Origin of the sequence: Myxococcus hansupus (assembly GCF_000280925.3) — a bacterium.
Classification (GTDB): domain Bacteria; phylum Myxococcota; class Myxococcia; order Myxococcales; family Myxococcaceae; genus Myxococcus; species Myxococcus hansupus.
In genome coordinates this window covers 1,069,795-1,087,936 of the sequence record NZ_CP012109.1, presented here as the reverse complement: position 1 = coordinate 1,087,936, position 18,142 = coordinate 1,069,795, and the positions used below count along the sequence as shown (strand labels likewise).

Here is an 18,142-nt window from a genome sequence, read left to right as displayed (position 1 = left end):
CACCCCCGTGGAAAGGGAGCTGTCATGAACGCACGTTTCTTCGCTGTCGTGTTCCTAGGTGCCGCGATGTCCGCGGGCTGCGGTGAGCCCGAGGCGCCTCCGTCGGAGCCCTCGGGTGAGGGCGTCATCATCCCCTCGGCGGAGACGCAAGAAGGGTCCGCCACCGTCACCGCCTTCGCGTACTGCGATGACGTCACGACCTGGAACTCGGCCTGGACGGCGCTCGAGGCCGAGGTCCTGGTGCTCGTCAACCAACGCCGGGCCGCCGGCGCTGTCTGTAATGGCGTGGTGAAGGCCCCCGCGCCCGCGCTCACCATGAACGCGCAGCTTCGCTGTGCGGCGCGCAAGCACTCCAAGGACATGGGCACCAACAACTTCATGAGCCACACCGGCTCGGACGGCTCCTCGCCCTGGCAGCGGATGAACTGGGCGGGCTACACGTACCGCAACGCCGCGGAGAACGTGGCGGCCGGCTACGGCACCGCGGCGGCCGTGGTGAACGGCTGGATGGCCAGCGGCGGCCACTGCAACAACATCATGAACCCGAGCCTCCTCGACATGGGCGTCGGGTACTTCAACGCCCCGAGCAGCACGTACCGGCACTACTGGACTCAGGCCTTCGGCCGGCAGTGACACCGGGCTAGAGTGGGGGGCCGGGCGCTCATCCGGAGCGCCCGGCACGCCTCGCTCGCCATGGACCTCGCCCTCCTCTTCGTCGGCCTCATCAAGGTGGTGTTCGGCGGCCTCGTCGCCGCGCTGGGCATCTGGTTCGCCCTGCGGGGCCTGAGCCGCATCCTCGGCGCCAACCCGGTGGAGGAGCTGCGGCAGGGCAACGTCGCCGCGTGCCTCGTCCACGCCGCCAGCCTCGTGGCCCTGGGCCTGCTGGTGCAGCACGCGGTGCAGGCCACGTCGGACGCGGTGGACCTCACCGTACAGAACCCGCCCATCCACCTCGCCGTGGTGGGGAAGCTGCTCGCGGTGGCAGTCCTCCACGTGGGGTTGTCGCTGGGCGTGGGCGTCACGGTGCTCGGCACGGGCGTCCTGCTGTTCGACCGGATGACCCCCGGCATCGATGAACTGGAAGAGGTGCGCAAGGGCAACATCGCCGCCGCGCTCATCCTCTCCGCCATCCTGCTGGTGCTGGCGCTGCTGACCGCGCCGGGCTTGCAGGCGGCGCTCAACGGGCTCATCCCCTTCCCTCAGCTCCCCGAAGGGATGCTGCGCGCGCCCGCGTGAAGACGTTCTTCAAGCTGCTGCTCGCCTTCGTGGGGCTGGCGAGCTGCTTCTGCTGCTGCGGCCTGGGCACCCTGGGGCATCTGGCGGGCATGGACATCGCCCCCGCGGAGCCAGGCCACGCGAGCAGCGCCCGCGCGGTGGACCTGGGCCTGGTGCTCCTGCCCCAAGGCACGCCGCCGCAGCGGGCCCTGGACTACGCGTGGCGCGCGGAGAGCATCCGTCCCCCCGAACACCGCGTCTCGTATGGGCTGGGGACCCGACTGGCGCGTGAGCTGACGGAGGAGCACGCGGACTTCGGCCGCCGGCTGCGTTACCGCTCCCTGGGCAAGGACCGCTTCACCTTCACGCCGCCCACCGGGTGCAGCGCGGACATGCGGTGCATCTACGAAGAGCTGATGCGCACCAACGCCGAGCCCGTGCGCGCGCTGGGCGACCGGTTCGTCGCCTCCATCCAGGAGCGCCGCCTGGACGCCGCGCAGGCCACGCAGCTCATCATCGGCTTCGTGCAGCGCATCCGCTACGAGCTGCCAGAGGACGAGGCGTTCGGCATCGTCCCCCCGGCCCTGGTCCCCGCGGAGAACCGCGGTGACTGTGACTCCAAGGCGGTGCTGGCGGTGATGCTGCTGCGACAGGTGGGCATCGACGCGGTGGTGCTGTACTCGGACCCGCTGGCGCACGCGGCGGTGGGCGTGGGGCTGCCGGGCAAGGGCACGGCGCTGCGCCATGGCGGGCGCAGCTACCAGTACGCGGAGGTCACCGCCGAGGGCTGGCCACTGGGCATGATTCCGCCCCAGTACGACAAGCCCCGGCTGTGGAAGGTGCTGCCGCTCGCGGGGGCGGCGGACACGGCGGGCTGAACCTCCGCCGCGTCAGGTGGAGGCGGGCCCCGACGCGGTGAGCAGCCCCCGCAGCAGGTTTTCGTACGCCTCCTTCATCGGCAGTTCGGAGTCGACCTCGAGCCGCCACCGCTGCGCCCGCGTGGGCCGGCCGTCGCGAGGGTCCACGCCTTCCTTCACGTACGGCTCCCACCACATCGCGCTGCCACGCCGCTGCCAGAGGGGCACCTCGTTGAAGTTGATGCCACGCTGGAAGAGCAGCTCGTTCTTGTCGCTCACGGGCTTGCCATCCAGCTCGCGGGTGGCCTGGGCCGCGCTCCGCCCCTCCTTGCGCAGCGTCCAGTAGCACCAGCCATGCAGCGCGCACCGGCTGCCATCCGCCTGACGCCAGAGGAAGTAGTCCAGCACCGCGCGCTCCGAGGCACCCAGCCACACCCGGCCGTCGAAGACGGCGGGAACGCCCGCCGCGTGCGTGAAGGTGGCGCTGGCGAGCCCCGCCCCCAGCGAGACGACCTTCTCCACGGAGCGGTCGAACAGGGACCAGTCCGGCCGGAAGAGCACGGAGATTTCGTCGCTCTGCGTGTAGGCGTAGACGCCCTGGAGTTCCTCCAGCAGCGCGGTGGCGGTGCGCACCATGAACTGGTGGAACGCCGGGTCGAAGGGCTTCTCGTAGCGCGCCTCGGTGAAGCGCGAGAAGCCTCGCCCATCCACGCGCAGCACGCCCCAGGCGCCCGGCAGCATGCGCTGGTTGTGGAACGCCTCACCCTGCCGGGCACGTACCGCCAGCTCCTCGGGGTCCATCGTCTTCCTCCCTCCAGGGTTCGACGCGAAAGCCGCCGTCTACCGAGAGCGTCACATGAAACAGCGCGTCGAATCCTTCGCCGATACGTGGCCGCTGAAGCTGCTTCACGGTGGCGCGCAGGGCCACCTCCGGCACCCGGGCGCGCCCTACCCGTGAGGCATTGCGAGCCAGGCAGTCCTCCAGCTTCGACGCGAAGTAATACCCCACGATGTGGGACTGATACTCGCGACCCAACGCAATGGGTGGCGCGCGCACCTCTCGTGAGGGATTGGTGTTGTCCACCACAGCCCTGCAATCCCACGAAGAGAACCAGTTCCATGACGGTGCCGCCCCAGACGCCGCCGCGCGCACGCGCCTGACGTGCGCGCAACACTGTCACTCGAAAATGACAGCACAAACCAAAACACCCATCGCGCGTGAGATGTTGAACAGGCGCCATCAACGCCTGACATCTCAACAAATCTCCAGACTTGGCACCCGCATTGACACATCGAGCTTAAACAGACTAGCAAACCAATCTCGCTTTTCGAGGATTCAAGCGTCGTGCAGCACGGAGTGCCCTTTCCAGGAGACACCGTCATGCGTATGCCGTCCTCGTTGTCCCCGCTGTCCCTCCTCGCCCTCGGTTGGGGCTTGTCCACGCCGGTCACGGCGCTCGCAGTGAACACACCGGACGCGCGGCCCGGCGTCGTCCGGGGAACCGAGGCGCTCGGCCCCGCAAAGGTTCTCACCGACGTGGAGGTGAAGAAGGCGCGCCTCGCCACGGGCATCGACCGCGCCGCGAGCGGTGCCTTCGCGCTCGCCACCGGCTCCGGACACATCTTCCATCGGACGCAGCAGCCCATCCATGCCCTGCGGACGCTCGACGTGCCGCGCGCGGCGGTCCAGCTCCACACGTGGCAGGAGGAGACGGCCGACGGCAGGCGCCAGGAGTATTTCGCCTACAGCCAGGGTGGCTCGGCGCTGCTGGGGCGCGTGCAGCCGACCGAGTACCTGGTCCGGCTGGAGCACGCGCGCTTCGACCCGCTCAATGGGGCGCAGCCGCTGGTCGCGGGCCTGCTCGCCGCGGATGCGGACAACACCCTGCACCTGGTGCAGTTCCGCGCCACGCCGCTGCCGGAGTTCCGTGAAGCCATCGAGGCCGCGGGCGGCAAGGTGCTGCGCTTCCTCACCGACCACACCTTCCTCGTGGAGATGAAGCCCGACACGCACAAGCGCGTCGCGGGGCTTCCCTACGTCCGCTGGGTGGGCGCCTACCATCCGGAGTACCGCACGGAGAGCGTGCTGCGCGAGGCGCTCCAGGGGCGCTCGCTCCGGCTGGAGTCGCAGCGCTACTCCATCATGGTGGGCGAGCGCGGCCCGGCGCGCCAGGGCGAGGTCGCGGCGCTGGTCCGCGCGCTCGGGGGCACGGTGGAGCTCATCGAGCAGGGTGGACTGCGCGTGGAGGCCACGCTCACGCAAGCCCAGTTGGAGCGGGTGCTGCGCTCCAATGCCGTGCAGTTCGTCGACCGGTGGGGTGGGCCGGGTGAAACCGACAACAACAACGTCCGCGAGGTGGGCGGCGCCACGTTCCTGGAGACCGTGGAGGGCTTCTCCGGCCAGGGCGTCCGCGGCGAGATTTTCGACACCGAGCTGCGCACCACGCACCAGGAGTGGGCGACGCCGCCCATCATCCACAGCACGAGCGCCACGGGCAGCTTCCACGGCAGCGCGTGCTACAGCATCAACTTCGCCCGCGGCGTGGACGCGGACTCGCGCGGCCTGATTCCCTCCGGCCAGGGCATCTTCTACCGCTACAACGAGTCCACCCAGTTCGGCGGCACCAAGTCGCGCTACGACATCAACCGCGAGCTCACCGACCCGGCGGGGCCGTACCGCGCCGTGTTCCAGACCTCCAGCGTGGGCAGCACGCTGGGGACCACGTACACCACCATCTCCGCCGAGGTGGACGACTACCTCTTCAAGCACCCCATCCTCAGCACCCAGTCGCAGAGCAACGCGGGCAGCCAGAACTCACGGCCCCAGGCCTGGGCGAAGAACATCGTGTCGGTGGGCGGCATGTACCACTACAACAACGCCAACCGCGGGGATGACCGGTGGAACGGCGGCGCCAGCGTGGGCCCCGCGGCGGATGGCCGCCTCAAGCCGGACCTGTCGTATTACTACGACGCCATCCGCTCCACGTCGAACTCGTCCAACACGGCCTACACCAACTTCAGCGGCACCAGCGCGGCCACGCCGATGACGGCGGGGCACTTCGGCCTGCTGTTCCAGATGTGGCACGAGGGCGTCTGGGCGGGCTTCGGCGGTGGCGCGGACGTCTTCGCCAGCCGTCCCAAGATGGCCACCGCGAAGGCACTGATGATCAACATGGCGCACCGCTACAACTGGACGGCGGGCGGCACCAACGGCGACCTGACGCGCGCGCGGCAGGGCTGGGGCACCGCGGACGTCAAGCGGCTCTATGAGCGCGCCGCCGTGACGAGCGTCATCAACGAGACGGACGTCCTGCTGCCGCTCTCCACGAACACGTACACCGTCAACGTGGCCCGGGGTGAGACGGAGCTGAACGTCACCATGGTGTACACGGACCCCGCGGGCACGGTGGGCGCGGCCCAGGCCCGCATCAACGACCTGTCCCTGCGAGTGACCTCGCCCACCGGCGTCGTCTACTGGGGCAACAACGGCCTGACGGCGAGCAACGTCTCCACGCCGGGTGGCGTGTCGAACACGGTGGACACGGTGGAGAACGTGTTCCTCGCCAACCCCGCCGCCGGCACGTGGACGGTGGAGGTGATTGGTGACCAGATCGTCCAGGACACCGTGCTGACGACGCGCGTGACGGACGCCAACTACGCCCTGGTGGTGAGCGGCGGCCGCATCGTCCCGTAGCCGTGCGCTGAACGGATTGAAGTGCCGGGCCGGTGCACCCTTCGCGGGGACGCCGGCCCGGTGCTTTTCAGGGCCGCGACCGCGAGGCCGCCTGACGGCGCGCCAGGAGCTTCGGCGTCACGGGGTGGCCCCGAAGCTGTTCGACGAGACGGAGCTTGAGCTGCCTGCGAACGGACTCCTCCAACCCAACGATGGCCAGCAGTTCCTTCGTGGGGCCCGCGAACTTCATTTCCCCCGGGGGGCCGCTCACCGCGATGATGGCCGTCAACCCCTGAGACACGCCCGACCAGGGGAACTCTCGCCGGAGCGTCCCCGCGAGCTTCGCCAGCGCCCCTCTCAGCGCCAGGATGAGGCCATCCACGTGTGCGCCATGCCGCACGGTGCGCACGGTGTTGGCGAACGACAGCAACGTGAGGTCCGCGTCCTCGCTCCACTGCAATGCACACTGGATGCGCAGCCCCTCCCACGCGAAGTCGAAGGCAATCGGCTCCGGGTGGAGGCGCCCACGCGCCTCCGTGAGGACGTGGGCCCACTGCGCCACGCCCCCCGGCAGGTGCCACGGCGTGCGCGAGCCCTGCTGAAGGTCCACGTAAGTCACGCGCAGCCCAGGCGCGAGCGCAGCCAGCTCGTTACAGCGCCGGGAAAGACGGGCGCTGTCGAAGGCGAGCACCTCGAAGATGGTGGCGTCTGGAACGAAGTGGACGCGGATGCCCTGGGCCGCGGAGACCGGCATGGGCTCCAGTGGCGTCACCTCCGACACCGCGCCCACGGGGCGCCCATGCGCTCCCAGCAAGCGCCACTGACGCCCCTGCGCCCAGACGTCCACCTGGTAGCGTGAAGACAAGCCCAGGGACACGGGCAGCATGCTGCCCCATCTCCAGGCATCAATCGGCGGCTCGTTCAAGAAGTCCGCGCCCAGCGCCACATCGACCAGGCGCTCCGCGGGGACGATGCTACCGGTGGAGAAAAGCGCGACGGAACCATCCCCGCCCAATTCCACCACCGCGTCGCGGCAGTCGCCGCGTCGGCCTTCTTCGTAGACGACCTCCAACAGGAAGTAGACGAGGTGGTGCAGCCCATACTCGCCAACATCTCCGCAGTACATCCCGGGACGTTTGCGCATGGACTCGACATGGTCCTTCAGCTTTTCCATCCCGGAACTCTATCCCTGGCCCCGTTTCCGCCCCACGACAACGGGACACGGACACACTGGCCCTGGCTCCGACGCGGTGGCATGACGTGCCCATGGCACGTGACGTCTCGTTCTTCGACCAGCTCGGCTCCCTCCTCGCCCAGGAACGCGAGGCCGAGAAGGCCCGCCTGGCCGCGCTCGCCCAGAGCCTCACCCTGCACGAGCGCGAGGAACAAGGCCTGTCCGTCCTGGACCTCGAGTCCATCGAAGAAGAGGTCGGCCTGGGCGGCCGCTTCCTCGTCACGCTGGGCCGCGTGGACCGGCGCCCCCTCCCCACCCGCCTGCACAACGGCGACCTGGTGGCGGTACTGCCCCGCCGCGCCGAGGTGAAGGAGCCGGCCCGCGCGCTCATCTCCCGCGCCACCGCCACGCGCATCCAGCTCGCCTTCGACCGCTCCCCGCCGCCCTACGTCCACGAGGGCCTCCTGCGCCTGGACGTCGTCCCCAACGACGTCACCTATGACCGCCTGCGCGCCGGGCTCCAGCGCATCAAGGCCCTGGACAAGGGCGCCGAGCGGCACAAGCGCGAAGTCCTCCTGGGCAACGAGCCGCCCCGCTTCGACAAGCCCCGTGAGTTCGAGCCCACCCGCCCCCTCAACCCCGAGCAGCAGGACGCCACCGCCCGCGCCCTGGCCTCAGAGGACTTCTTCCTGGTCCACGGCCCCCCGGGCACCGGCAAGTCCACGGTGCTGGCTGAAATCGCCGCACAGGCCGTGGCGGACGGCCAACGCCTGCTGTGCACCGCCGCCAGCAACGCCGCCGTGGACCACCTGCTGGACCTGTGCCTGGACAAGGGCCTGCGCGCCGTCCGCGTGGGCCACCCCGCACGCGTGGCCGCGCGCCTCCAGGAGCACACCCTGGACATCGTCGTGGAGTCCCACCCCGACCGCGTCGTCTCGAGAGAGCTCTTCGACGAGGCCTACTCCCTGCTGGGCTACGCGCGACGCCAGCGCAACCAGGGCCGCAGCCGCGAGCGCTTCGCCAACGCCCGCGCCTCCACCAGCGAGGCCAAGGGCATGCTCGACGAGGCCCGCGCCCTGGAGCGCAAGGCCGTGAAGGCCGTGCTGGCCAACGCGGACGTCATCTGCGTCACGCTCTCCAGCCTCGACTCCGGCGTGCTCTCCGGCGAGAAGTTCGACCTGGCGCTGCTCGACGAGGCCACCCAGGCCACCGAACCCCTGGCGCTGCTCGGCTTCCTGCGCGCCCCTCGCGTCATCCTCGCCGGAGACCCGCAGCAGCTCCCGCCCACCGTGCTGTCACAGGAGGCCGCGAAGGCGGGCCTGGGCGTGAGCCTCTTCGAGCGCCTGCTCAAGGACCACGGAGAGGGCGTCAAACGCATGCTGCGCGAGCAGTACCGGATGAACGCGCGCATCATGGCGTTCCCCTCGCGGGAGATGTACGCCGGCGAGCTGCGCGCCCACCCCTCCGTGGCGGACCGGGCGCTGGCGGAGGTCCTCACGCCTGGCGCGGACGTGGACGCGCCCCCCGTGCTCTTCCTCGACACCGCGGGCAAGGGCTTCGAGGAGGAAGTCGAGCCCACCACGCGAAGCCTCTTCAACCCTGGCGAGGCCGGGCTGGTGGAGGCCCGCGTGCGCGCGCTGCTCGCCGCGGGCCTGTCGCCCCGGGAGCTGGCGGTGATTACGCCCTACAGCGCCCAGGCCCACCGGCTGCGCGAGCGCATCGAGGCGCTCAGCCCCGACGTGGAGGTCGACACCGTCGACGCATTCCAGGGCCGGGAGAAGGACGCCATCATCGTCTCCCTCACGCGCTCCAACGGCGAGGGGCAGCTCGGCTTCCTCAACGATTTGCGCCGCATGAACGTGGCCCTCACCCGCGCCCGCCGTCACCTCTTCGTCGTGGGCGACTCCGCCACGCTCAGCGGACACGCCTTCTACGCTCGCTTCGTCGAAGGCACGCAGGAGCACGGCGGCTACCGCTCCGCGTGGGAGTGGCCCGACGCCCAGGAAGCCTGACACCTCGGGTTGTAACAGGGTGATGGCAGACCCGCCCTGGGGCACTACGCAATAAGTGCGAGGCTTTCCGGCCAAATTTGTCGCAACTGTGCACAATTTTTGTCACCCCATGCGGGGGCGCGAGCAGCGCAACGCCGGAAAATCGAGCCTTTGAGGCGCCTTCCCTGTGCGGCATGAAACATGCTGTTCCGGCGCGTGAGGAGGAACCGCCACATGTCCCAGCAGGCCAATGTTACGAAGGAAACGATGTCTGGGTTCTCCGTATCGAGAAGGACAACGGCAAGCAGCAGGAGTACCGCTGCGCCACGGAGAACCAGGCGCGGCAGCTCGCGATGATTCTCTCCCGGCCCGACACGGGTGGCCCGCCGCGGCAACCCTCGAATCCTCGCTGACCTCGCGCCCCACCCGGGTGCGGATGACGATTCTCCCGGACGCGCGAACCGGGTAAGGCACGGGCAGGAGGCGCCCGTGCCCACAGCGCTTGAATCCCTCACCGTCGATGCCGAAGGCCTGGCCCTGCACGTGCGCCAGCGCGCCGCGGCATCCGCGCCGGCCGTCCTGTTCCTGCACGGCTGGTTGGACCACTCCCACAGCTTCGATGCCGTCGTCGCGCACCTGCCGGAGACCTGGCGGCTGGTGCTGTTGGACTTCCGGGGCATGGGGCGCAGCGCCCACGTGGGCCCGGGCGCGACCTATCACTTCAGCGACTACGCGTTGGACGTGGAGGCCACGCTCGACGGGCTCGGCCTGGACGCGGTGCACGTGGTGGGGCACTCGCTGGGCGGCATCGTCGCGCAGGCGTACGCCGCCGCCCGCCCCGAGCGGGTGAAGAGCGTGACGCTCATCGAAAGCCTGGGGCCCGCCGGTGGCCCCCCCGAGGGCGCCCTGGGCCGCCTGCGCAGCGCGCTGAACGACGCCCGCCGCCCGCCCAACCGCAAGCGCTACCCCTCCGTGGAGGCCGCCGCGGCGCGGCTGCTCGAGAACAGCCCCACGCTGACGCAGGGCGCCGCGCTGTACCTCGCCCGCCACGGCACCGAACCCGTCGACGGCGGGCTGGCCTTCACCTTCGATCCGCGCCACCGCCGCCGCTTTGGCATGGGCTACGACGAAGCCCAATGGATGGCGCTCCAGGCCCACATCACCTGCCCCGTGCACCTCATCCTGGCCACCCACGGCCTGCGCCATGACGACGCGCTGATGCGCAGCCGCGAGCAGGGACTCCGGACCCTCGCCCATCCGCCGCTGCACATCCCCGGGGGACATCACGTTCACATGGAGAAGCCCGCAGTGGTCGCAGAGGCGCTGATTCGCGCCATCCACTGACAACCACCTACCTGTCATCTCCGACCGAAGGACAGGAAAGTCTTTCACCCTCCAGGGTATCGCCCTTCCCCACTGCCCCCCGGTGGACACTTCTTTTTCGCCAACCCCTTGAAATCAGGGGCACCCCCTCTCGCCCCCTGCGTTGGTACGCGAATTGATTAGGGAGCGCCCGGTGGATCACGCATCGGGACCAGGCCGGTGGGTGTGGGGGAAGGGCGGGGAGCGGGAGATGCGGATGGGGCTGACAGGGCGTGGACTCACACTGGCGTTGCTCATTGCCCTCGGGACGGCATGTCACGAGGGGGCGGAGACCCGTGCCGTGCAAGCCACCGCGGTGGTGGACACGGACCTCCTCGACTTCGGCGACGTGCCGGTGGGCGAGTGGCGGGAGCGGCAGGTGCGCATCCGCAATGTCGGCTACGTGCCCTTCTCCGCCATCGAGGCGTTGGGCCTGGCCAACAACCCCTCCTACGAAGTGGAGCTGGGGGAAGGCGGCAACCGGGTGATGCCGGGCGAGTCCCACGTGGTGCTCGTGCGCTTCCACCCGCTCACCGAGGGCCTGTCCACGGAGACGGTGCACGTGGCCACCGACGCCAACCAGGGCGCGGAGGCCCAGGTGCAGGTGATGGGCATGGGCACGCCCACGCAAGTCGGCATCGACCCGCCGCTGCTGGACTACGAGACGCTGGAGGTGGAGAGCGAGCGGACCCTGGAAGTCACCGTCACCAACCCGGTGGACCTGCCGCTGACGCTGTCGGTGGGCGGCACGCACGCGGAGCCCTTCACCGCGGACACCGTCACCATCCCGCCCATGGCCTCGGTCCGGGTGAGCACCAAGTACCTGCCGCGCGCGCTGGGGGCCATGGGCGCGCGCCTGGAGATTCTCTCGTGTGAGGGCTGCACGCCCTCCACCGTGGAGCTGAAGGGCAACTCGGTGGCCTCCGCCTTCGTGTTCGACCCGGCCCCCGTGCCGTTCGACCTGATTCCGGTGCACGAGCGCACGCAGTCGTTCACCCGCGCGCGCAACATCACCTGGCGGCCCGTCACCGTGGAGCGGCTCGTCACGAGCGACCACGCCTTCGCGCCCCTCTCCCGCCCGGAGGGCACCACCGTGCAGCCCGGCCAGGTCGTGGAGATGCCGATGGAGTTCGCGGCGCGCTTCTCCGGCCCCAACGTGGGCGACCTCACGGTGCACTACACGTCCGACAAGGCGCGCAACTCGCAGGTGATTCTGGACGCGCGCGGCGGCCGGCCCACGATGGCCGTGACGCCGGTATCGCTCGACTTCGGCGAGGTGCCGGTGGGCGGCAAGGTGGAGCGCGTCATCCGCATCACCAACGCGGGCACCAACGGCAACCTGCAGTTCGTGGGCGTCGCCGCGGGCGGTGACAGTCCCCAGTTCAGCGTGGACATCCCCACGCGCGGCACCCAGGCCATTCCCTGGACGGGCGGAACGTGGCCCGTGCTGGAGGTGACGCCGGGTGTGCCCATTGCCCCGAACCCGGACGCGGTGGAGTTGAAGGTGTACTTCGAGCCGACCGCGGCGGGGAACTGGACGGCGTCGCTGCGCGTGCGCTCGGATGACTTGTTCAACCCGGAGCGCGAAATCATCCTCACCGGCCGCTCGCGCGCCACCGCGCCCTGCGTCTACGAGCTGGTGCCGCAGCCGATGATGGACTTCGGCAACGTCGCGCCCGGCCGGGGCGCCGTGCTGGGCTTCCAGTTCCGCAACCCGGGCAGCGCCGAGTGCGCGGTGAAGAACATCCACATCAGCAACGACGGGGGCGGCGTCTTCTTCATGCCTGGCGGCCGGCTCACCGGCGGCGTCGTGGAGTACGACACGGGCTTCAGCGCCATGGTGGCCTTCCGGCCCCAGGCGGCGGGTGACTTCACCGGCGAGCTGGAGCTCACGGTGAGCAACCCGGCCGCGCCCACGGTGCGGCTGCCCCTCCGAGGCGTGTCCCGCGCGAGCTGCCTGGTGGCGACGCCGTCCTTCGTGGACTTCGGCCCCATCCGCTACGACTGCGCCGCGACGCCCCGGAAGACGTACGTGGCCAACCGGTGCAGCAGCCCCATCACCGTGACGGGCGCGGACATTGGCAACGGCACCAGCAACCAGTTCTCCCTGGTGACGCCCATGACGGCGCCCGTCACCCTGGCGCCGGGCGAGGGCTTCGAGCTGGAGGTCGGCTACGCGCGCAACGTCCACGGCCAGCACTTCAGCCCGCTGTACCTGCGCACGCCCAATGAGCCGGTGCCCTTCCTCGTCCCCCTCATCGCGGAGACGAACCACGAGGGCATCCAGGTGGACCGCTACACGCAGGGCACCGACAGCCAGTTGGACGTCCTCTTCGTGGTGTCCAACACCACCACCATGCAGCAGTACCAGCAGCGCCTGCAGGCGGCGATTCCGCAGTGGCTGCAGACGGCCCAGACGAATGGCGTGGACGTGCGCGTGGGTGTCACCAGCACGGGCCTGGTCGCCCGGGGTCCGCAGTGCGGCGGCGGCGCCAACGGCGGCGAGGCCGGGCGCCTCTTCCCAGTGGACGGCAGCCGGCCCCGCGTGGTGTCCAGCACCAGCCCCACCGCCGTCGCGGACCTCCAGGCCAACCTGGGCGTGGGCATGTGCCACAACCTGGTGCAGGGCCTGGAGACAATGCGCCAGGCGCTGTCCGCGCCGCTGTCCGAGCAGATGGATGACCTGCGCACCCCGCAGCCCAACGACGGCAACGCGGGCTTCGTCCGCGCGGCGGCGCGCATGGCGGTGGTGGTGCTGGCCGACGAGGACGACAACTCCGGCTTTGGTCCGGAGAGCTACATCCAGTTCCTCCAGACGCTGAAGGGCACGGGCATGTCGCACCGCAGCCAGCTCTACGGCCTGGTGCCCACCGACTCCGCCTGCGCCACCGCTGGCAGCGGCTCCGCGCGCTTCACCGCCGTGGCCCAGGGCACGGGCGGCCAGGTCGCCAACATCTGCGGCCAGAACTACCAGCCGCTGCTGGAGCAGGTCATCCAGCGCGCCGGTGAGCCCCAGGCGGACTTCCCCCTCACCGCGGCCCCCACGGGCCTGGGGGAGATGGGCGTGCGCGTCCAGGGCCAGCCGGTGCCCGCGACGCAGTGGGTCTACGACGCGGCGCAGAACGCCATCGTCTTCCAGCCGGGGGCCATCCCCTCGCCGGGTCAGGCGGTGGAGGTCCGTTACCGCAGCGTCTGCGCGGCCCCGTAACCCACGGGCGGGAGGTCCGGGCCACCCCGGGGAAGGCATGGAAGTCCAGGTGTCAGGGGAAATGATGCGCCCCGGACTTCCGTGCCCCCGCCTCGCGCGGGTATCGTGCCGGGTGTCGTGGAAACATTCGGCCGCTACGAGCTGCTTCGGAAACTCGCCATTGGTGGCATGGGCGCCGTCTATCTCGCCCGGCAGAAGGGGCCGGTGGGCTTCCAGAAGCTGCTGGTGGTGAAGCGGCTGTTGCCCCACCTGTCCGAGGACGACGAGTTCATCGACATGTTCCTGGACGAGGGGCGCATCGCCGCGCACCTCAACCACCCCAACATCGCGCAGATCTACGACCTGGGGGACGTGGACGGGCAGTACTTCATCGCCATGGAGTACGTGCATGGCGAGGCCGTGGGCCCGCTGGGCGCCCGGGCCCAACAGCGGGGCATCACCATTCCCCTGGGGCTCAAGTGCCGCATCATCGCGGACGCCGCCGCGGGCCTGGACGCGGCCCACAACGCGCGCAGCCCGTCTGGCCGGAAGCTGGCGCTGATCCACCGGGACGTGTCTCCGCAGAACGTGCTGGTGGGCTTCAACGGCGGCGTGAAGCTCATCGACTTCGGCGTGGCCAAGGCGTCCGGGAAGCTCTCCCAGACGATTGTCGGCACCATCAAGGGCAAGCACGCGTACATGTCCCCGGAGCAGGCCCGGGGCGAGCCGCTGGATTCGCGCTCGGACGTGTTCGGCCTGGGCACGGTGTTCTACGAGCTGCTGACGCAGCAGCGCCTGTTCAAGCGCGAGACGGAGCTGGCCACGCTCAAGGCGGTGGTGGGGACCAAGATTGTCCCGCCGTCGGAGGTGGTGCCGGAGATTCCCAAGGCGCTGGACGCCATCGTCTTCAAGGCGCTGGCGCGCAAGCGTGACGAGCGCTTCTCCACGGCGGGCGAGCTGCAGCTCGCGCTGGAGGAGTTCCTCCTCTCGGAGAAGCTGCCCGCGACCCCGGCCCACCTGGCGGCCTTCATGCGGGACATGTACGCGGAGGAGCTGGAGGAAGACCGCTTCGCCACCGAGCCCACGGTCATCAACTTCGACCTGAGGCAGGCGGCCCGCGCCCATGCCGCGAAGCCCGCACGCACCCCGGGGGGCTCTTCCCCCGCGGCGTCGCCCGTTCCCTCCGCGCAGGCGCGTCCGCCCGCCGCGGCCCGTCCACCGGCCGCCGCGCCGGGCGTGAAGCCCGCGCCCGCGAAGCCCGCGCGCACGGCGACGTCGCAGGAAGCCGCGCCCGTGAAGCGGCCTCCGCCCCGCGGCCCAGGAGGCCAGGGGGACGGAGGCAAGTAGGCCCACGGCGAGACTAGAAGCTCTTGCCGTCCACCTTCATCACCGGCAGCCCGTCCAGCTCGATGCCATCCAGGCAGCGGACGTTGATGGCGCGCATCTCCTTGCCGTCCGGCGTCGTCCCCTTGCCGAACGAGCGCACGCCGCACGTGGCGCAGAACAGGTGGTGGATCGACTTCTTGCCGAACTGGTAGTCGGTGATGCGCTCCGCGCCCGAGCGGAGGTTGAACAACGCCTCCGGCACGAAGCCCAGCAACATCCCCGTCTTGATGCAGATGGAACAGTTACAGGACACCAGGGGCTGCGACAGGTCCAGGCTCACGTCGTAACGAACCTGACCACAGTGGCAACCACCCTCGTAACGCTTGGTCTCGGACATGGGCGCATCCTGCCCCGGGCCCCATCGTGGACGGGAACAATTCGGGCGCGTGGCACCGCCCGCGACTCGCGCCGTTCCGGTAACGCACTCACCCGCCGTCACGGACTCACCGGTGCGGATGCGGTGAGGGTGCCGGCATGTGCTCGGGGTGCATGGGCTCAGGATGCGGCGCGGGCGGAGGCTCGCTCGGGCGGGCCGGGCGTGACGTCTCGGGCATTGGCGCGGGCTCGAGCGGCTCCCTGGGAGGCGGTGCCACGGAGCGCTCCGGGCGTGACGTCTCGGGCATTGGCGCGGGCTCGAGCGGCTCCCTGGGAGGCGGTGCCACGGAGCGCTCTGGCGGTGCTTCGCGCGGCGCCATGGGCGGGGGTATCACCGTGCGCTCTGGAGGTGCTTCACGTGGCACCACGGGAGCCGGTGCCGCGGGACGCGCGGGCTGTGATTCACGTGGCACCACGGGGGCTGGTGTCGCGGGACGCGCTTCACGCGGCGCCATGGGAGCCGGTGCCGCGGGACGCGCGGGCGTGGACCCAGGCGGTCGCGCGGCGGGATGCGCGGGAGCGGGGACGACCTCGTTGGGATGTCCCGGACGGGGCGTGCCACTCCCACCGTAGGGCCGAGGCGTCGCGGCGGGCGGCGGTCTCGCGGGTTGTCCCAGGTGTCCACCCGACCAGGGGTTCCGGGGGACGACGCTCGCGACGGGCACTCGCGTGACGGGCCGCCCCGTCAGTTGCGCCACACGCTGAGGAGGCGGCGAGAAGTAGACGCCTCGCCGAGGCACGCCCGCGAAGTACGTCCGGTTCAGCACGAGGTTCAGTTGAACGGAGGGGATGAACACCGAGGGCGCCAGCGGGTCGAGGAAGTCCGGCGCCAGCACCGCGTTCCACATCGTGGGCTCCGAGTAGTAGTCGATGCCCACCGACAGGGGCCCCAGCGGCGCCCAGGCGATGTAGTCCCCGCCATACCGCCACGTCACCCAGGCGGGCGCCCAGTCGTAGCCTGGAATCCATGTCCAGCCATAGGGCTGGACCACCGCCCAGCGGCCGTAGTGGAACGGCGCCCATCCCCAACTGGCGTTGGAGACAAACGTCCATCCCTGGTCGGTATAGGCCCAGCGCCCGTCCGTATACGGCCGCCACCCCTGCGGCGTGTCGCTGGGCACCCAGACGAGGCCATAGTCAGGCGTCTGCACCCACTCGCCATAGGGGTCGAGCGCCTGCTGGAAGTCGCTCAGCGTGGGTGAAGTCACCGGCTCCTGCACCGAGTACTCCACGGGCGGCGGCTGCGAGTACTCCGGCGGAGCCAACGACTGGGCCCCCGCCCGCGCAGCGAACAGCGACATCACCACCACGACGAAGAACCGGCCTCTCATGACGCCTCACCCGGGAGCACGCGTGGCTCCCGAATGAATCCTTTGAATCCCTTCGCGTGATGGAAAGTCTCGGACGAGACACCCGTGCCGGCGCGTGGGCCTGGCAGGCGCCGGAACGAACGGCACGCGACGAAGCCCCTCGACGCCGGGACATTGCGGGCTGCCGCGTTTCTTCCTAGCAACGCCCTTCCGGCCATGCAGGGGGATGCCATGCCAACGCACAGGGCAGCACGCGCGCGCTGGCCTGCCACCCAGCGCATGGCGCTACGGGTGGGATTGGGGCCAGTGCTGTTGTCGGCCCTTCTCCTGGCACCGCTCGCGAGCGGTCAGCAGACCTCCCCGTCCGTCACGCTGGAAGAGGCGCTGCGCACCGCGAGAGAGCGGCAACCCCAGCTCCGCCAGGCACGGTCCGCCACCGAGGTGGCGCGGGCCGCCGCCGCGGAGGCGCGAGCCCCCTTGCTTCCCCAGGCCTCGCTGAGCGCCAGCTACGAGCGCACGACGGCCAACTTCTTCCAGCGCCCTGGCATGCTGCCGCCCAGCGTGACGCGCCCCTCGCCCTCCGCCACGGCGAGCTGGAAGACCTTCAACTTCTTCAACGGAGGCGCCACGGTGAACCAACTCATCTGGGACTTCGACCAGACGGCGGACCGCTGGCGTGCGGCGAAGGTCCGGACCGATGCCCAGAAAGAGAGCGAACGCACCGTCGCGAGCCAGGTGGCGCTGTCCGTCCGCAGCGCCTACTTCGCCGCGTGGACGGACAAGTCGCTGGTGGGCGTGGCTCAGGAGACGCTGCGGAACTTCCAACGCCACCTCCTGCAGACGGAGGGCTTCGTCCAGGCGGGGACCGCGCCGGAAATCGACCTGGCCCAGGCGAGGGCCAACGTCGCCACCGCGAAGGCCCAGCTCATCGCCGCCGAGAACGCGTACCTCACGGCCAAGGCGCAGCTCAGTCTGGCCGTCGGCTGGAAACGCGGGCTCGACTACGACGTGACGCCGCCGGTCTTCGACGCCGTCGAAGGTGAGGACGCGCCCGTCGAAACACTCGAGGCGGAGGCGTTGGCCCGCCGCCCCGAGCTCGCCGCGCTGCGACGGCAGGTGGACGCCCAGCACCTCACGGTGCGCGCCATTCAAGGGGCCTACGCGCCGACGCTCGCCGGCAGCGTGAGCGCCACCACCGGAGGCATCACGGTGAAGGACCTGGGCTGGAACGTGGCCGCGGGCGTGTCACTGAGCTGGCAGGTCTTCCAAGGGGGGCTGACGCGCGCCCAGGTCCAGGGTGCCTCGGCGACGGCCTCGCAGCTCGAGGCCCAGTTCGACCAGGAGCACCTCCAGGTCCGCTTCGAGCTCGAACAGGCGCGGCTGGCGATTCTGGCCGCCAAGGCGACCCTGCGCGCGCAGCAGGACGCGGTCCTCAATGCCCGGGAGCGGCTGCGCCTGGCCCAGGGCCGCTATTCGATGGGCGTGGGCAGCGGCATCGAGCTGGGGGATGCGCAGGTGGCGCTCAGCAACGCCGAGGCCCAATGGGTCCAGGCCCAGGGGCAGCTCTTCATCGCCCGCGCCCAGCTCCTCTTCGCGCTCGGACACGGGTGAG

Annotated in this window: 14 protein-coding genes; 10 read left to right on the top strand and 4 right to left on the bottom strand. The window is 70.2% G+C overall.

The annotated features are described in order from the left end of the window. Window positions 1-24: 24 nt before the first annotated feature. The 3 genes from A176_RS04550 to A176_RS04540 are packed head-to-tail and all read left to right on the top strand — an operon-like array spanning window position 25 to window position 2,093. A complete protein-coding gene (locus tag A176_RS04550; RefSeq protein WP_021781116.1) occupies window positions 25-633 on the top strand; it encodes a CAP domain-containing protein in 609 nt (202 codons plus the stop codon). A 12-nt stretch (window positions 634-645) separates the two neighbouring features. Then, complete coding sequence (locus tag A176_RS04545; RefSeq protein ID WP_002635791.1) at window positions 646-1,236, top strand: DUF350 domain-containing protein; 591 nt, start codon at window positions 646-648, stop codon at window positions 1,234-1,236. Further along, window positions 1,233-2,093: a hypothetical protein gene (locus A176_RS04540; protein ID WP_002635792.1), complete on the top strand. Its 861-nt coding sequence runs from the start codon at window positions 1,233-1,235 to the stop codon at window positions 2,091-2,093. The genes A176_RS04545 and A176_RS04540 overlap by 4 nt, the downstream gene beginning before the upstream one ends. A 12-nt stretch (window positions 2,094-2,105) precedes the next feature. On the opposite strand, the gene A176_RS04535 is transcribed toward A176_RS04540, so the two are convergent. After that, on the bottom strand, window positions 2,106-2,873 hold the full coding sequence (locus A176_RS04535; protein ID WP_002635793.1) for a tRNA(His) guanylyltransferase Thg1 family protein: 768 nt from the start codon (window positions 2,871-2,873) through the stop codon (window positions 2,106-2,108). 580 nt (window positions 2,874-3,453) lie between these two features. Between A176_RS04535 and A176_RS04530 the strand changes: the two genes are divergently transcribed. After that, the gene (locus A176_RS04530) at window positions 3,454-5,766 is read left to right on the top strand and encodes a S8 family serine peptidase (protein WP_021781117.1); all 2,313 of its coding nucleotides are present in this window, start codon (window positions 3,454-3,456) and stop codon (window positions 5,764-5,766) included. A 67-nt stretch (window positions 5,767-5,833) separates the two neighbouring features. Here the strand turns inward: A176_RS04530 and A176_RS04525 are convergent, their stop codons facing one another. Further along, window positions 5,834-6,919 (bottom strand): DNA topoisomerase subunit B, encoded by a 1,086-nt coding sequence (locus A176_RS04525; protein WP_002635796.1) that lies wholly within the window; start codon window positions 6,917-6,919, stop codon window positions 5,834-5,836. A gap of 92 nt (window positions 6,920-7,011) precedes the next feature. Here A176_RS04525 and A176_RS04520 point away from each other — a divergent pair, with 92 nt between their 5' ends. From A176_RS04520 to A176_RS04505, 5 genes are all read left to right on the top strand, one after another. After that, window positions 7,012-8,931 (top strand): AAA domain-containing protein, encoded by a 1,920-nt coding sequence (locus A176_RS04520; RefSeq protein ID WP_002635797.1) that lies wholly within the window; start codon window positions 7,012-7,014, stop codon window positions 8,929-8,931. 173 nt (window positions 8,932-9,104) lie between these two features. Further along, on the top strand, window positions 9,105-9,323 hold the full coding sequence (locus A176_RS37785) for a hypothetical protein (RefSeq protein WP_002635798.1): 219 nt from the start codon (window positions 9,105-9,107) through the stop codon (window positions 9,321-9,323). A 76-nt stretch (window positions 9,324-9,399) separates the two neighbouring features. Continuing rightward, complete coding sequence (locus tag A176_RS04515; protein ID WP_002635799.1) at window positions 9,400-10,254, top strand: alpha/beta hydrolase; 855 nt, start codon at window positions 9,400-9,402, stop codon at window positions 10,252-10,254. A 229-nt stretch (window positions 10,255-10,483) separates the two neighbouring features. Beyond that, the gene (locus A176_RS04510) at window positions 10,484-13,480 is read left to right on the top strand and encodes a choice-of-anchor D domain-containing protein (protein ID WP_044889698.1); all 2,997 of its coding nucleotides are present in this window, start codon (window positions 10,484-10,486) and stop codon (window positions 13,478-13,480) included. 81 nt (window positions 13,481-13,561) lie between these two features. Beyond that, window positions 13,562-14,806, top strand: coding sequence for a serine/threonine protein kinase (locus tag A176_RS04505; RefSeq protein WP_044889699.1), 1,245 nt, complete (start codon window positions 13,562-13,564; stop codon window positions 14,804-14,806). A 13-nt stretch (window positions 14,807-14,819) separates the two neighbouring features. On the opposite strand, the gene A176_RS04500 is transcribed toward A176_RS04505, so the two are convergent. Beyond that, the gene (locus A176_RS04500; RefSeq protein ID WP_002635803.1) at window positions 14,820-15,182 is read right to left on the bottom strand and encodes a GFA family protein; all 363 of its coding nucleotides are present in this window, start codon (window positions 15,180-15,182) and stop codon (window positions 14,820-14,822) included. 106 nt (window positions 15,183-15,288) lie between these two features. Further along, complete coding sequence (locus A176_RS04495; protein WP_002635804.1) at window positions 15,289-16,551, bottom strand: DUF6600 domain-containing protein; 1,263 nt, start codon at window positions 16,549-16,551, stop codon at window positions 15,289-15,291. A gap of 285 nt (window positions 16,552-16,836) precedes the next feature. Here A176_RS04495 and A176_RS04490 point away from each other — a divergent pair, with 285 nt between their 5' ends. Further along, the gene (locus A176_RS04490; protein ID WP_002635805.1) at window positions 16,837-18,141 is read left to right on the top strand and encodes a TolC family protein; all 1,305 of its coding nucleotides are present in this window, start codon (window positions 16,837-16,839) and stop codon (window positions 18,139-18,141) included. Window position 18,142 lies beyond the last annotated feature (1 nt).